Annotated in this window: 7 protein-coding genes, 1 tRNA gene and 1 rRNA gene; 6 read left to right on the forward strand and 3 right to left on the reverse strand. The window is 36.6% G+C overall.

Features of this window, described 5'->3' with window-relative positions; all coding sequences use genetic code 11:
* Positions 1-717: 717 nt before the first annotated feature.
* Both ES724_RS12100 and ES724_RS12105 read right to left on the reverse strand, forming a co-directional pair.
* Positions 718-3168 (reverse strand): DUF3352 domain-containing protein, encoded by a 2451-nt coding sequence (locus tag ES724_RS12100; protein WP_146933274.1) that lies wholly within the window; start codon positions 3166-3168, stop codon positions 718-720.
* A gap of 29 nt (positions 3169-3197) precedes the next feature.
* Positions 3198-3797 (reverse strand): ribonuclease HII, encoded by a 600-nt coding sequence (locus tag ES724_RS12105; protein ID WP_146933276.1) that lies wholly within the window; start codon positions 3795-3797, stop codon positions 3198-3200.
* 168 nt (positions 3798-3965) lie between these two features.
* Between ES724_RS12105 and ES724_RS12110 the strand changes: the two genes are divergently transcribed.
* Genes ES724_RS12110 through ES724_RS12120 form a run of 3 tightly spaced genes read left to right on the forward strand, consistent with a single transcriptional unit; the run spans position 3966 to position 9317 of the window.
* Positions 3966-6968, forward strand: coding sequence for a SusC/RagA family TonB-linked outer membrane protein (locus ES724_RS12110; RefSeq protein ID WP_146933278.1), 3003 nt, complete (start codon positions 3966-3968; stop codon positions 6966-6968).
* Positions 6969-6983: 15 nt separating this feature from the next.
* On the forward strand, positions 6984-8483 hold the full coding sequence (locus tag ES724_RS12115; RefSeq protein ID WP_146933280.1) for a RagB/SusD family nutrient uptake outer membrane protein: 1500 nt from the start codon (positions 6984-6986) through the stop codon (positions 8481-8483).
* Between the two features lie 18 nt (positions 8484-8501).
* Complete coding sequence (locus ES724_RS12120) at positions 8502-9317, forward strand: hypothetical protein (protein ID WP_146933282.1); 816 nt, start codon at positions 8502-8504, stop codon at positions 9315-9317.
* A 555-nt stretch (positions 9318-9872) separates the two neighbouring features.
* Here ES724_RS12120 and ES724_RS12125 read toward each other — a convergent pair.
* A complete protein-coding gene (locus ES724_RS12125; RefSeq protein ID WP_170249891.1) occupies positions 9873-10532 on the reverse strand; it encodes a hypothetical protein in 660 nt (219 codons plus the stop codon).
* A 331-nt stretch (positions 10533-10863) separates the two neighbouring features.
* On the opposite strand from ES724_RS12125, the gene ES724_RS12130 reads away from it, so the two are divergent.
* The 3 genes from ES724_RS12130 to ES724_RS12140 all read left to right on the forward strand — a co-directional run bounded on the left by ES724_RS12130 (position 10864) and on the right by ES724_RS12140 (position 15507).
* Positions 10864-12825 (forward strand): putative porin, encoded by a 1962-nt coding sequence (locus tag ES724_RS12130; RefSeq protein ID WP_146933285.1) that lies wholly within the window; start codon positions 10864-10866, stop codon positions 12823-12825.
* A 903-nt stretch (positions 12826-13728) separates the two neighbouring features.
* A 16S ribosomal RNA gene (locus ES724_RS12135) occupies positions 13729-15248 on the forward strand.
* Between the two features lie 185 nt (positions 15249-15433).
* Positions 15434-15507, forward strand: a tRNA-Ile gene (locus ES724_RS12140).
* Positions 15508-15575 lie beyond the last annotated feature (68 nt).

Raw genomic sequence — 15575 nt, forward strand, 5'->3', positions numbered from 1 at the left:
TATTAACTATTAACTATCTATAAGTCAATTTATTGAATAGATATAAAATTAAACTAAATCATGAAAAATAGCAAAATTTATAATAATTTTTTCGTCTATCCGTTTTGAGTCCAATAACCAATTATCATCTTTGAAATTGTCACGTCACACAGTCCCGAACCATCGCGAGTTTCATGGTCTTTTACCACATATTTGAGATGCTGAAACAAGTTACCATTGACGTATTATATAAGTTGCGGATTTATAGATAATTGACACACCTAATTCTTTGCAAGTTTTTAATACGCTTTTTGTTATGATTGAGGTGATTTCAAGAAATTGGAAAACACTCCTTTTAGTCGGTAATGATCTGTTTAATTTTTAAGATTGTTCATTTTTTTGTTATGCTTTCCTCTCGTTTCACTCGTCGGAAGCAATCAAAACGAACCAAAAAAAGGACACTTTTTTGTAGGTGTTTCCAATTATGCTACCGCATAATTTGAACCGTACTTCCACGGCTAAATTTTCTCCAAGGCTTCGAAAATTTTACGCCTTGGAAGTACTACACTTGCAAAAAAGAAGTTCTTAATAAGATAAATCAGCTGGAAACAATCATACGTCAAAAACCTACGCTAGATAATTTTTTATCACAGGTCTCAGCATGACGGTAACATCTGGTATGAATTAGTTGAAAACAACTCACTGAAACAAAAGCGGACAATCAGTAATTATTTGAGACTAAAAATTATAAAGTATAACTTCATTTCCTTCTCCCAAAATTAAGGCAGTTCTGGAAACTCCTTGCTTGGCGCTTGTTACACCTGAAATACCAACACCATAGGTTGGGAAATTAGGCAGCAGTTCTCCGTTTTCATTAAAGAGATATACTTTTTTAGCTTGGGTATCTGCAATAGATATATAGCTTTTTCCTTCAAACTTATATATAGAAGGCTCTGTATAAAGTCCAAAGTCCAACTGGATTTCTCGGTTATTGATCTTTAATATATTAGTAGAGAGTAACACCAATACATTTTCATTTGCTGTAATTTTCAAGCCATTACTAGCCTTAACTTGTACTTTGCTTATTTTTCCATTGGAATCTATCTTCAGCAATTTGCCATCCTCGGCAAGGGATACAAAACTATTGCTGTTCTCATACCAAGCACTTTCAGAAAAATCTATTTTTCCCTTTACAGTAATACGTTCTTTTCCTTGTCTACTTAATATATGTAGTTTTCCATTTTCTTCTGGAACCACGATATAATCCTTGTTTTTTATCCTGATATGTTTGGGTGGCTGAATTATTTCAGAAGTTGCACCTTTAAAATCGAACCCATTTACCGAATTGCCTTTTGCATTATACATAAGCAGCTTATTCTTTTGTGTGATCACAAATCGGTAATTTCCTTTGTTATCATAATCAAATATGGCAAGTGGTTGTGTAATGAGATCATTAAATTTTAAAGGGAATCCACGGGTTTCTTTTCCCTTAGCATCTATCACGAAAAAATTATTTAAAGTTGCAAAAGCTAAGTGCTTACTACCATTCTTATTAATGTCTATTTGCTGTAGCTCTCCTAATATTTTGCTTTCTAATTGTTTTTTCCAAAGTGTTGTTCCTTGGTTCGAGACAGCATATAGTACATTATTTATGTCTTGATATACAATTGCATTTGTTTTGTTGGTAATGGAAAACAAGAACGGCTCGCCAGAGATAGATTCTGGTAAAGAGATGGTAACTGTCTCTTGAATATCCTCACTCTTTTCTGAACCAGCATTAGTTACCGAGCCATGTATATGGGAAAAACCATCACTTTTTACGTACTGTATAGCTAAAAAGTTATAGTCCTTGTCAAAATATTCGGATAAAGAATTTGTGATTTGAATTGGAAGAGACTTGTAATTTTTATCCTTTGTTAGGTTAGGTGTGCTTACAATCAACAAAGAAGAAGATTCAGCTAGATCTGCTTGAAGAGTAAGAAAAGATTCATGTTTAGCATAAGTAGTGTTATTTTGATAATTGCTAATTATCAATTCCAAGGTTTCCTGATTTTTAGAATACACCAGGAAGTTCTCAATAAAGGCATATTTGGTAACTCCTTCTGAAGGAATTAATGGCTCTAAGAATTTTAAATACGTGTTTTCAGAGATAGAATAAATTGAAACTCCGCGATAATCAGTTGCCATGGCATCAGAACTTGGCAAAGTTTCTTTTGCCAGTTGCGCATCGGTAGTATTTAAAGCTATAGCTACACCTTCTTTCAAATAAATTACGCCAGCTTCTTTAGTAAAATTCAGAAGATTATTGTTGTTCAATATCAGACTGTCCTTTTTAAATTTCTTCAGATTAGAATCTACATTTTTGAAATCCTTGTAAGTGAACGAATAGAATCTGTTAGCAGAAATCGGTACGATATTCTGAAGTTCATTTTTTTGATGTTTGACATTTTGGAAAATCTCCAGAATATTTTCAGAATCTGTATTAGAGACAGCAATCCCGTTGAAGTTGATTTTTTTGGACGAAAGATCCAAGTCTACAACACTCCAGTCTGAAATAGGTGTACCCAAAAGTTTATTCGGACCACTATTTTTCTGAGCTTTAAATTTAGCTGCGGAATGGTTTATGAAAATCGAAGTTTTATCTAAGGATGCTCCGGCAATTGCCTTTTGGAAAGATTCTGTCCGGATATCGTTGGATTGTGAATGATTTATAGCATCAATTAGCAAAGTTTTAGAAGAGCTAGCTAATATCGTATTATCTATAAATACAGAATAAGTTATATTATTATCTATTGTGATCTTCTTGTAATCCAGTTCCTCTGTAGAAATGCTTTCAATAGAGAAATTAGGATGCTTCTTAAGAACCAAAGTGTCTTTTTTAGCTTCAGCAATTACAAGATAATTATAGGTGACAGAATCTTTTCTTGAAAAAGCAATTAATGATTTAGAGGGTATAAGAAGATCAGTGTATTCTTTAAGGGCTATAACATTAAACCCAGATTGTAATTTATCCTTATCAAAAAAAGTAGAGCTATCTATTTTCGCTATAAAAGCAGGAACATTATTTGAAGAAATAATATAGTAGGAATTCTCCGGGACAAAGTTAAACAGGTCAGAGGAATAATTTTCTGCTTTCTCACAGGAGATTAAAGTAAAAACAACCAATAAGGCTGTCAATAATCTGGTCATATAAAAGTGATTTACACAAAAGTACTAAGTTATAACTCTAATTTTAACTGATCGGGCAGCAATTTAAAACTTAATCGATGATATTTTGTTACTCCGTATTTCTTAATGGCAGCTCTATGCTCCTTTGTTGGATAGCCTTTATTCTGTTTCCAGTTATACATTGGGAACTCTTCGTGAATTAAATTCATAAATTCATCTCTATAGGTCTTAGCCAAAATGGAGGCAGCAGCAATATTCAAATATTTCCCATCCCCTTTTATTACGCATAGATGAGGAATGTTATTGTAAACTTTAAATCTATTTCCATCCACCAGTATATGATCTGGGACAAGATGCATGTTGAAGATCGCTTTATGCATTCCTAGGATAGAGGCGTTTAAAATATTGATTTTATCGATCTCTTTATTAAAGACATGTGAAATTCCGAAAGAAATAGCTTCTTCTTCGATAATTTTTTTTAAAATATTTCTATTACTGGTTTTAACTATTTTTGAATCGTTTAATAGGGTGTTTTTAAACTTCTTGGGAAGTATAACACTTGCTGCAATCACTGGGCCTGCAAGACATCCCCTCCCGGCTTCATCGGTTCCACATTCTACGCCGCTTTTATTAAAGGAATTCAATAACATTATGCAAATGTTATGTTTTTTTTAATATTTGACGCAACCTTCTAGGAATTAATGCATCTACCGTATAGCGTAGTGTTAAGATTTTAACACATCAAAGGTTCGAATAATATTGTTTTATCCAATATTTATTAAGATTTTTGGCGCTGGCTAATTCAAATTAACAAAATAATGAAAAAAAAATTAAATGGAATTCTGACACTATTATTAGTGTTCATGGTGCAATTAACCTTTGCACAGGAAAGAACCGTTACAGGAACGGTAAGTGACTCAGAGGGTTTACCTCTTCCTGGGGTAAACATTATCATTAAGGATACCAATAGTGGTACTCAAACAGATTTTGATGGTAATTACACCTTACGTGCCAGGGCTGGCGACATACTTGTGTTTACATTTGTAGGTTACGCTAAAAATGAAATTGCTGTTGGAGGCGCACGTGTGATCAACGCAACTTTAGATGTAGATGCTGCTGCACTTGATGAAGTAGTGATTCAGGGTTACCGTTCTTCTACTAAAGAGAAGTCCAGTATTGCCTCTGTAACTATTACTTCCGAGTCTATTGAAAACAGACCAAATGCGAATTTTGTACAAACTCTATCTGGACAGGTAGCCGGTTTGAACATTTCTACAAGTTCAGGTCAGCCTGGTGCTTCATCGAACATCAACCTTAGAGGGGTTACATCTATTAATGGTAACACACAACCATTATTTATTATAGATGGAATACCTGTTGATGAAGGAAACTTTAGAAGTTTAAATCCACAGGATATCGCTTCGATATCTGTACTAAAGGATGCAGGTGCAACCGCTATTTATGGTAACCGTGGTGCAAACGGAGTAGTGATAATTGAAACCAGACAAGGTTCTTTCAATTCACCCTTAAAAATGACTGCAACTTCCATCCTTTCTTTCAACACGCTTCAAGATGCAGATTACGATCTTTTGAACTCTCAGGAGCAACTTGAATTAACAAGAACTTTTGGTAACGGTAGAGGAAACGATTTAACAGATGCAGAAATTGCTGCAGCTCCTACAACCGATTGGTTAGATGTGTTTTTTAGAACGGGTATTACTAAAAACAACACCTTAAGTCTTTCTGCTGGTGGAGAAAAATCAACTGTTTTTACCTCCCTTGGTTTCTTTGAGACAGAAGGTATTCTTAAAGGATCAGACCTTAAGAGATTCAACGTTAGAAATAACATCACGGGAAGATCTGATGATAAGAAATTTACTTATGGAACCAATGTTTCCTTAAACTACTCTAAATCAAATGAGCCTAACGCTATAGGAGGATCTGGTATTAACCAAAACTTTGTATTAGGAGCATTTCAGTCTGCACCTTATATTACACCAGAGGATTATACGTCAGGGTTGGAATTGACTCAAGGCTTGACATTTTTGAATACTCCGTTATTCTTAATGGATAAGTTAATGAACTTCACAAGATTTGATGAAGAATTGAAAATTTTAGCCAGTGCAAATGCAGGTTATAAAATTACAGATGATTTTTCTGCTAATGCAACTTTAAGTTCTGACTATACAAATGAGGTATTTACCTCTGCAGACAGATCAGATTCATTTAACGCAATTCTTTTTGGTGGTGGTGCTAATCCACTTGCAGGTTTTCAAGCCCAACAAACCAGAAGGGTTTTTACCTTTAATCAGGTGACTTCCTTAAATTATAACAAAACCTTTGGTGATCACACGATAGATGCAGGAGTATATACTGAATACTTTAAAGCGCATTTAAGAAGTTTTGGATACAATGCAGATGGTATAGATCTAAAAACTTTTTCTCCGGGTGATGGTGCAGGTTTTGTAGATGATAATTCAGACAATGATTTCTTTACAGATCAGGCAAACGCAACTATTAGAAATGCAGGTTTGTTCTCTTACTTTAGTCAAGTAGATTATGATTATGCAACTACCTACGGTATTACTGGTACTGTGAGAAGAGATGCATCATACAGATTTGCGGAAAGTAACAGATGGGCAACCTTTTATTCGGTTGCTGCAAGATGGAATATAAACAATGAAGCGTTCATGGCTAACTCCATTTTTGATGTCCTTAAACTTAGAGCATCTTATGGAACTGCTGGGAACCAGACAATTTCAGGAAGCAGTTATTTCTCTGCACCGGATCTTACCCGTAACTTTTTTGGTACAGGTGGTGGATATGCAGGACAAAACTCTATTTTCTTAACGCAAATTGCAAACAATACATTAAGATGGGAGACTGTAACTCAGGCGAACATTGGTATTGACTTCGAGGTTTTCAACAGAAGATTAAGAGGTTCTGTGGATGGGTATGTTAAGGAAACTACAGATCTTTTCCAAAGTACACCAATCTCTGCTATTAATGCCATTACTTTATTGAATGCTAACACAGGGACTCTTACCAATACTGGTGTTGACGTAAGTTTGAAGTACGATATTATTCGTGGAGGCCAAGATGGTTTCAACATGGACATGTTTTTTACTGGTAACTACAACAAGCAGGAGCTTGGAGATATTCCAAGAGAAGGTGGTGAGTTAATTGGTACTGGTAGAAATGGTGGTAAACTATTTGAATACTACACTATTAGATATGCAGGTGTAAACCCGGCAAATGGAAACTTGTTGTTCTTGACCGCAGATGGTGATGTAACAGAGAATCCTAATGCAGATACGGATCGTGTTTGGTTAGACAAGAATATTTTCCCTGACTATAATGGTGGATTTGGATTGAACATGAGTTATAATGGATTTTTCATTCAAACACAGTTCAATTATGTAATAGGTGTGGACAGGTATGATTTTGATCTTTCCGGATTCCAGAGCCCTAATAACATTGCTCAGTTCAGGAACTCAAGAGATATCCTGAGAGCTTGGACTCCAGATAACAGAGTAACAGATATTCCTGCTCTTCGTGCTACAAACCTTGCTGGTGTAACGTCGGACAGATATTTGAGAAATGCAGATTTCTTAAGATTACGTTTTGCAAGTTTTGGATATAATCTTCCTAAAGATGCTCTTGATAGTATAGGTATAGCTTCATTAAGACTTTTTGCCAATGGAGAGAATTTGTTTACCTTGAGCGAGTGGAGAGGATTTGATGCAGAAGCACTTAGTAACACTTCTAGAATTTACCCTACCCCGAGAATTATTTCTGTAGGAGTAGAAATTGGACTATAAAAAATAACAAGAAAGATGAAAAAAGTAAATTTATTTTATATTTTTAGCTTGCTGTTCATTGCAGTAGGTTGTAACGATGCCATTGAAATTGACCAGCCAGGTCGGTTAGATGAAGATGCTGCCTTCCAGTCAGTAGATGATTTACAGGCCGGTTTATTTGGTGTGTATAACAATCTGGATATTACTCCTGAGATTGCCTTTACAGCAGTATTTACAGATGAGTTGGCTATTGGGTTCGATAGTGGTGGTCAAGGATTCCAGGATTACGGATTCACCTTGAATGCCGGTTCTGCAACTCCTGCGGTCATTTGGACAAGAAGTTATGCTGCGATTAATGCCGCAAACAGATTAATTGAGGCAGCAGAGGCTTTAACTCCAGAAGATGGAGAGCAAGCTTTGTACAACAACATCCTTGGGGAGACGTATGCAATAAGAGCTTATCAGCACTTTAGATTGCAATCCTTCTTTAGTACAGACTTAACAGATGATAGCGCATTAGGTGTTATCGCTGTAGATTTTGTGCCTACTATTGATCAAAATCTTTTGAGAAATACCAATGCTGAAGTTTTTGCATTGATTACCGCAGATCTTGATAAAGCGCAGAGCTTGATCTCAACTCAGGAAGATCCTACCTTTATTAGTTTAGATTTTGTAAAGGCCCTTCGTGCAAGAATGGCTGCTTACAGACAAAAGTATGCTGTAGCAGGACCTTTAGCAGAACAATTATTGAACAAGTATGGTCTTGCTACTCAAGAAGAGTATGAAGATATATGGTTTGATGATAGTAATGCCGAGATCATTTTCAAATTGGAAAGAACCATTGGAGATAGTTATGATCAACAGGGTGCTACTGGAACTCCTGCAGGAGAAGGTTGGTTAGGAGCCAGATTTGCTTTTGTAACAAGAGGTGTAGATGGATCTCCTTACTTTGAAATTGGTAGATCTTTATTTAATCAGTTAGATACTGCAGATGTAAGATATGATGTTATTGTTCACCCATCATCGGTTGTAGATCCTGATTATGCTTCCGGACCTGGTGCTGAAGACAATGATATTTTAGTTATTGATAAATATCCAGGATCTGAAGGAAGACCATTAATGAACGATCAAAAGATCTTCCGTTCTTCTGAAATGCTATTGATCCTAGCTGAAGCGAGAGCAGATGGAGGAAGTTTCAATGGAGCAACAAATTCTACCGCTTCCTTGATCAAAAGAATGAGAGACGCGAGATTTGGGGATGATACTTTGCTTCCTGTGTATGCAAATCAAACTGAAGCTTTCGCAGATATTTTAGAAGAAAGAAGAATTGAACTTGCTTATGAAGGTCACCGTTACCTGGATCTAAAGAGATTAGGTGTGCGTGCAAACCAAGGCGTTCTTAAAGATCCTGTAGATTGTGCTTTTAATGGAGCATGTAGCCTTAGTCCAACAGATTACAGGTTTACCCTTCCTTTACCTATTGTAGAGTTCAACGCAAACCCAGGTTTACGTGAACAACAAAATCCAGGATACTAATTTTAATTAAATATTATAATGAAAAATTTAATATATAGATTTTCAATAATAGCTTTAATCTTCACTGCTCTTGTAGGGTGTGAAGAGGACTTGATTGTATATGATGTGGATAATGGCCAGTCTTTAACTGCCTTTTCTAACTCAAGTGCAACTTTACCAGTGCCTGAAAATGGAGCAACCTATACTTTAAGGGTTGAGGCAATCACTAGGTCTAATCAGGATAGAGCCATTCAACTTAACGTTGATCCAAGTTCTACTGCAGCGCCAGCGGAATACACAATTGATCAAAGTACATTAATTATCCCTGCTGGAGAGTTTGTTGGCATGGTTAAAATTAGTGGTAACTTCGATGAAATTCCAGATCTAACTACTACAACCTTAGTTTTAAACCTCGAAGGAATAGAGGGAGGCACGCTAGTAGGGTCTAAATCCACTTTTACACTAAGTATTTTTAAGCAGTGTGATTCTGATCTTGCGGGTGTTTATACAGCTGTGAGCTCTGGTGAATCTACAGATAGTGCCCCTGTAAACAATCCTATAGAGGATTTCACTTACACGGTAACTATTTCTAAGGTTGAAGGTTCAGAACTTGAATACACTATTTCAGATGGTGTTGCTGGTTTGTACATTGAATGGTACGGAGCTGCATATGGTTATACTTTTGAAACTGAAGGAAACTTCCAAGATGTTTGTGGTTCTTTAAGTGGATCATGGGTAGAAGGTTTCGGTTCAACAATTAACCTAACGGGTACTGTAAATGACGATGGAACCTTGACTATAAGCTGGGTGAATGGTTTTGGTGATTCTGCCACTGCAATTTATACAAGACAATAGATAAATAAATTATAGAAGATGAAAGGCTGCCTGAAAAGGCGGCCTTTTTTTTATGTCATATACTGATAGTGACTACAATTTAACTCATTTACGATAACATCTAAAGGCAAAGGGAAAAAGTATCTTTTGGAAACATGTAATCCTTATAAAGCAAGCCGTTGAATTTGTATGGTTCGATAGATTTAAAACAGAAAGGATGCTAAATAATTTTTAAAATACACTGGCACCATTTCGCTTGCTCTTTATCACAACAAATAGACCTTGTATGATAGTTAGCGCTTACGGATGGTTCTATTCGTTTATAACAATATAAAAACTGTTTGAACAGTAATTCTAAATTTCACATAAAGAACTAATAAGCAACATTATCTCAAAACAATAAACCTCATAATCTATGCAATAACTACCCTATTTTTAAGCTTAAGATAAAAACTCAACATTTATAACATAAAAAAACCTATGAAAATTACTTCACAGGTTTTATCTTTTTTTATAACCAATCCTGTTTTGGACGATTACATCTTGTCTTTTAGAAAGCGTGATTTACTTTAATGATTAAAGAGAATTGTAATGATTCAAAACACGAACTACCTCTTCTTCATTTTTCAATTTCAACTTATTCTCTTTCACGTATTTTTCAGCGCGTTTGTCATCTAATATTTTTAAAATAGACTTTTTTCTCAAATTCACTTCAACCGCTTTTTGATCACCTCTTTTAAGATAATACTTTGTATAAGGCACTAGGGAAGCAGGCTTACTCTGGGAGTAGCTGCTTGAAGCCTGTTGAGCTTCCTTAAATTCTATTCCTTCATTTTTTAAGAGCATGGTTTCTCCTTCTGCCAGTATTACAAAATATCTTTGTTTAGACATATTATTATCATCAATATATGTCTGGATCTTATGCTGTTTCCCGTCCATTGTAATTTTAATATCTGGTCTTCTTATAAGGGCGGTAATTTCTCCTACCTGATTTTTTGTTTCAAAAACATCATTCAAGGCATTATAGCGTATAGATGTATTAAAAGATTTGTCTGCAATAGTTACTATTCCCGGCTGGAAATCTTCATTTTGATATGGACTACCAACTACATTTTTTTGACGGTCGTTTTTACCATCCAATGTATTTCTAACGTAATCTGTAGGTAGATCTATATTCTGAGCGCTCAATGTAAAAGCGGTTAGAAATAGTGAGCTTAGCAAAATTTTTTTCATCATTCTTTGTTTAAATTTAAAAATTATTAGCGAAAATAGAAACTTTCTTACGAACTTCAAACGAACTCTTAGATTGTATTCCTATAAATTGTAATAATTCAATTGTTTCTAATGCTTATTAACCAAGAATCTTGCCGTAACCTAAATGTTTTCAAGAAATTGATAGAAATTATCGTTTTTCTCTAGCGAATTAATGTCAGGCTCTAGTTAATCTCATTTTTAACTATTGTAATTTAACTGTTTAAATTACAAGTTTGGGCGGTTTTTTTGTTTCTGCCTATATCCACCATGGTTCATATTATTATTTTACTTTTGTAGCAGTCCATTATATAGTATGAAACAACTCTTAGTTCTAATATTCGCTTTTTTATCCCCTTTACTTCAGTTTGCGCAGGAGCCGGTTGTGAAAAAGCCAGAAAATAATCGATTAATTCAAAATGATACTTTACGTAATGAAAGATCTAGAGAAAACTTACCTCGAAAGAGAAATGGTATAAAGGACTCCCTGCAAAAACCACCCATCACAGCCTACAAGATTTTTTCTGTTTCTGGTGATTCCACCTATGTAGATACTACCCTAACTATAGAAAAGGATTATAAATTCAATTATCTTAGAAAAGATAATTTCGAGTTAGTTCCTTTTGCCAATGTTGGGCAAACCTATAATAAGCTAGCCTATAATTTTAATGACAGAGATCTAATCCCAGAAATCGGTGCTAGAGCTAGGCATTATAATTTTATGGAAGCAGACGACATCTACTATTATAAAGTCCCGACCCCACTTACCGAGCTTTATTTTAAAACCGTTCCAGAACAAGGGCAAACCCTAGATGCTTTTTTCACAATCAACACCTCAGAGCGATTAAATTTTTCTGTAGCCTACAAGGGATTACGGTCGCTAGGGAAATTTCAGAATGTACTAACCAGTACCGGAAATTTTAGAGCAACATTTAATTACGCAACACTTAATAATAAATATAGACTTAAAACTCATTTCGTATCTCAAGATTTACTGAATCGAGAAAATGGCGGATTGACAGAGCAGGCATTAGCCCAATATATTGGTAAAGAACCAGAATTTGACGATAGGTCTATTTTAGAAGTAAAATTTGAGAATGCAGAAAATGTCTTATTTGGTAAGCGTTTCTTTCTGGTTCAAGAATATGATCTTGCAAATGGAGAGAACAATAGGCTTACTATAGACCATAAGCTGGATTTTAGTGATAAGAAGTATATTTTTAGGCAAGACGCACCAGTTGCCTTGTTTGGAGAATCCTTTAAAACTACCAATCTTAACGATAAAGTAAAATTAAGGAACATAGATAATGTTGCGGGTGTTACATATGCTAACACCACGCTTGGGGAGCTAAAGATAAAAGCGGGGATAACCCATTATAATTATGGTTACAACTCAATTTTTATTTTAGAAGATCAAACTATCACCAATAGAATTATCGGTGAGAATTATGCCGCTGGAGCAGAGTATTTTAAAAACTTTGGACCTCTAAAAATGTATGGTGATTTTATGGTGAATGTAGCTGGCGATTTTAGTGGTCATAATTTCATGGCCGGAGCAGATTATTTTATCAATAAGAAGAATCAGGTCAAAGCTGAGCTTAGAAGTAATGAAAGTGCGCCAAATTTCAATTTTCAGTTATATCAAAGTGATTATATTAATTACAACTGGCAAAACGATTTTGATAATACCAATACTCAAAGTTTATCTTTAAAACTAGAATCAACTAATTGGGCAAATGTAGATGCCAGTTTTACCCGAATAACAAACTATGCCTATTTCTCAGCAAACGAAGAGGGATTAACAAGACCCTTTCAAGAGAGTGGAGAGATCAGTTACTTTAAAGTAAAGGCTAGTAAAGAGTTTCAGTACGGGAAGTTTGCTTTAAACAATACAGTGATGTATCAACAAGTGCTAAATGGCGACGGGGTTTTAAATATTCCAGATCTCACTACCCGCAATTCGCTATATTATAAAGACCATTGGTTCAAGCGAGCCCTATATGTGCAAACAGGTTTAACATTAAAATATTTCACTAGCTACCAAATGGATGGCTACGATCCTGTTTTAGCAGAATTTTATGTGCAGAATGAGCAGAAGTATGGAGCCTTCCCTGTAGTAGATCTCTTTTTTAATGCAAAAGTGAAACAAACCAGGATCTTTTTTAAGCTGGAACATCTCAATTCTTTAATAGACGGTAATAATAATTTCGCTGCACCAGAACATCCTCATCGAGATTTCTTGGTGAGATTTGGTGTTGTCTGGGATTTCTTTCTGTAAATGTCTCTTGTTTTTGGGCGTTTCCCCTCGTAAAACTCGGGGCCGGGCTTTATGCTTGTAGTCCCAATTCCACAAAGTTCCATTGGAAGCTACCGCTTCAATCCCTAACGCGCGGGCATCACTGATGCCTTTTATTATATTAAAAACCTTTCAGTCCCGTAAATGAAGAAAAAAACTTTTGCAGTAACTCCCGTTATACCAAACCATTAAGAAAAGATTAAAATTATTTTAAAAAATACTTCTAGAAAAGCTTGTGGTAAAGAAAAAAGAGGGCGTATATTTGCACCCGCTAAGCGATCAGCGAGTAGTTGATTTGGAGGCTAAGTTCATTGTATACTGGTAGATTCAAGCGTTTTTAGGGTTAGAAATTAACTTAAAAAAAGTTTAAAATAAGTTTGCCGGAATGAATTTAAAGTTGGTATATTTGCAGCCGCGTTTAGCGGCACAAAAAGTTCCTTGATTAGTGAGAATATGATGTAAGTTTTAAGAGACGAAGTTCTTAAAAAATTTATCTAAAAAAAACTTCAAATAGTTTTGGAAGATAAAGAAAAAGCATTGTATATTTGCAGCCGCTTTGAGCGGTAGTAAAGTTCACGATTAGTTATTGAAAAGAGATCCCGAGGTTGGGTAGTTAAGAAAGAGGTTCAACTCCTTTTGTTTCATCAAAAAGTTTCCTTCCAATTACGGAATGATCCTCACCCTTTGGGGGAGGAGCCGAAGGCGGAGGGGGAGATAAGTTCATTGATATATTGAATTGACAGCGCGTTTCAATGTTGTTCGCAAGAATGGCAGAAGAAACCAAAAGATAAGAATTAAGACTAGAAGAATATTTTGAGTAGGTATTGAATCGCAAGATTTGATACTTGAAACAGACCTTGTAATTGTTACAATATTTAAAAATTAACGATGAAGAGTTTGATCCTGGCTCAGGATGAACGCTAGCGGCAGGCTTAACACATGCAAGTCGAGGGGTAACGGGGTGCTTGCACCGCCGACGACCGGCGCACGGGTGCGTAACGCGTATACAATCTACCTTGTAGAGGGGAATAGCCCAGAGAAATTTGGATTAATGCCCCATAGTATTATTAGATAGCATTATTTGATAATTAAACATTTATGGCTACAAGATGAGTATGCGTTCTATTAGTTAGTAGGTAAGGTAACGGCTTACCTAGACTTCGATAGATAGGGGTCCTGAGAGGGAGATCCCCCACACTGGTACTGAGACACGGACCAGACTCCTACGGGAGGCAGCAGTGAGGAATATTGGACAATGGGCGAGAGCCTGATCCAGCCATGCCGCGTGCAGGAAGACGGCCCTATGGGTTGTAAACTGCTTTTATAGAGGAAGAAACACTCCTACGTGTAGGAGCTTGACGGTACTCTACGAATAAGGATCGGCTAACTCCGTGCCAGCAGCCGCGGTAATACGGAGGATCCAAGCGTTATCCGGAATCATTGGGTTTAAAGGGTCCGTAGGCGGGACAATCAGTCAGCGGTGAAAGTCTGTGGCTCAACCATAGAATTGCCATTGATACTGTTGTTCTTGAATACTTATGAAGTGGTTGGAATATGTAGTGTAGCGGTGAAATGCATAGATATTACATAGAACACCGATTGCGAAGGCAGATCACTAATAAGTCATTGACGCTGATGGACGAAAGCGTAGGTAGCGAACAGGATTAGATACCCTGGTAGTCTACGCCGTAAACGATGGTTACTAGCTGTTCGGTCGCAAGACTGAGTGGCTAAGCGAAAGTGATAAGTAACCCACCTGGGGAGTACGTTCGCAAGAATGAAACTCAAAGGAATTGACGGGGGCCCGCACAAGCGGTGGAGCATGTGGTTTAATTCGATGATACGCGAGGAACCTTACCAGGGCTTAAATGTAGTTTGACCGATTTGGAAACAGATCTTTCGCAAGACAAATTACAAGGTGCTGCATGGTTGTCGTCAGCTCGTGCCGTGAGGTGTCAGGTTAAGTCCTATAACGAGCGCAACCCCTGTTGTTAGTTGCCAGCGAGTCATGTCGGGAACTCTAACAAGACTGCCAGTGCAAACTGTGAGGAAGGTGGGGATGACGTCAAATCATCACGGCCCTTACGTCCTGGGCCACACACGTGCTACAATGGTAGGGACAGAGAGCAGCCACTGGGCGACCAGGAGCGAATCTATAAACCCTATCACAGTTCGGATCGGAGTCTGCAACTCGACTCCGTGAAGCTGGAATCGCTAGTAATCGCATATCAGCCATGATGCGGTGAATACGTTCCCGGGCCTTGTACACACCGCCCGTCAAGCCATGGAAGCTGGGGGTACCTGAAGTCGGTCACCGCAAGGAGCCGCCTAGGGTAAAACTGGTAACTGGGGCTAAGTCGTAACAAGGTAGCCGTACCGGAAGGTGCGGCTGGAACACCTCCTTTCTAGAGATTTTGCCGTTTTAAAAGGCAAAACGCAATTACATCAAAAAGGTTCTCAAGAGAAGCTTTTGGTCTTAATTCCTGTCAATTTAATTATAATAAAAAAAAGAGAAACAAGATAAAGAGAGACAAGAGACAAGACGCGAGTCTTGGTTCTAAGATCTTTAAATCTTGAATCTATAAAGTAGAGTCTCATAGCTCAGCTGGTTAGAGCGCTACACTGATAATGTAGAGGTCGGCAGTTCGAGTCTGCCTGAGACTACTTTTTCAATGATCAATAAGCAATGATCAGTAAACAATGTAAAAATTGTTAATTGATACCTGTTAATT

The organism is Gillisia hiemivivida, from assembly GCF_007997295.1.
GTDB classification, from domain to species: Bacteria; Bacteroidota; Bacteroidia; order Flavobacteriales; family Flavobacteriaceae; genus Gillisia; species Gillisia hiemivivida.

What these genes read in the sequence shown, in the direction of transcription:
- ES724_RS12100 (WP_146933274.1), bottom strand. Translation starts at nt 3,168, where the DNA reads ATGACCAGATTATTGACAGCCTTATTGGTTGTTTTTACTTTAATCTCC.
- ES724_RS12105 (WP_146933276.1), bottom strand. Translation starts at nt 3,797, where the DNA reads ATGTTATTGAATTCCTTTAATAAAAGCGGCGTAGAATGTGGAACCGAT.
- ES724_RS12110 (WP_146933278.1), top strand. Translation starts at nt 3,966, where the DNA reads ATGAAAAAAAAATTAAATGGAATTCTGACACTATTATTAGTGTTCATG.
- ES724_RS12115 (WP_146933280.1), top strand. Translation starts at nt 6,984, where the DNA reads ATGAAAAAAGTAAATTTATTTTATATTTTTAGCTTGCTGTTCATTGCA.
- ES724_RS12120 (WP_146933282.1), top strand. Translation starts at nt 8,502, where the DNA reads ATGAAAAATTTAATATATAGATTTTCAATAATAGCTTTAATCTTCACT.
- ES724_RS12125 (WP_170249891.1), bottom strand. Translation starts at nt 10,532, where the DNA reads ATGATGAAAAAAATTTTGCTAAGCTCACTATTTCTAACCGCTTTTACA.
- ES724_RS12130 (WP_146933285.1), top strand. Translation starts at nt 10,864, where the DNA reads ATGAAACAACTCTTAGTTCTAATATTCGCTTTTTTATCCCCTTTACTT.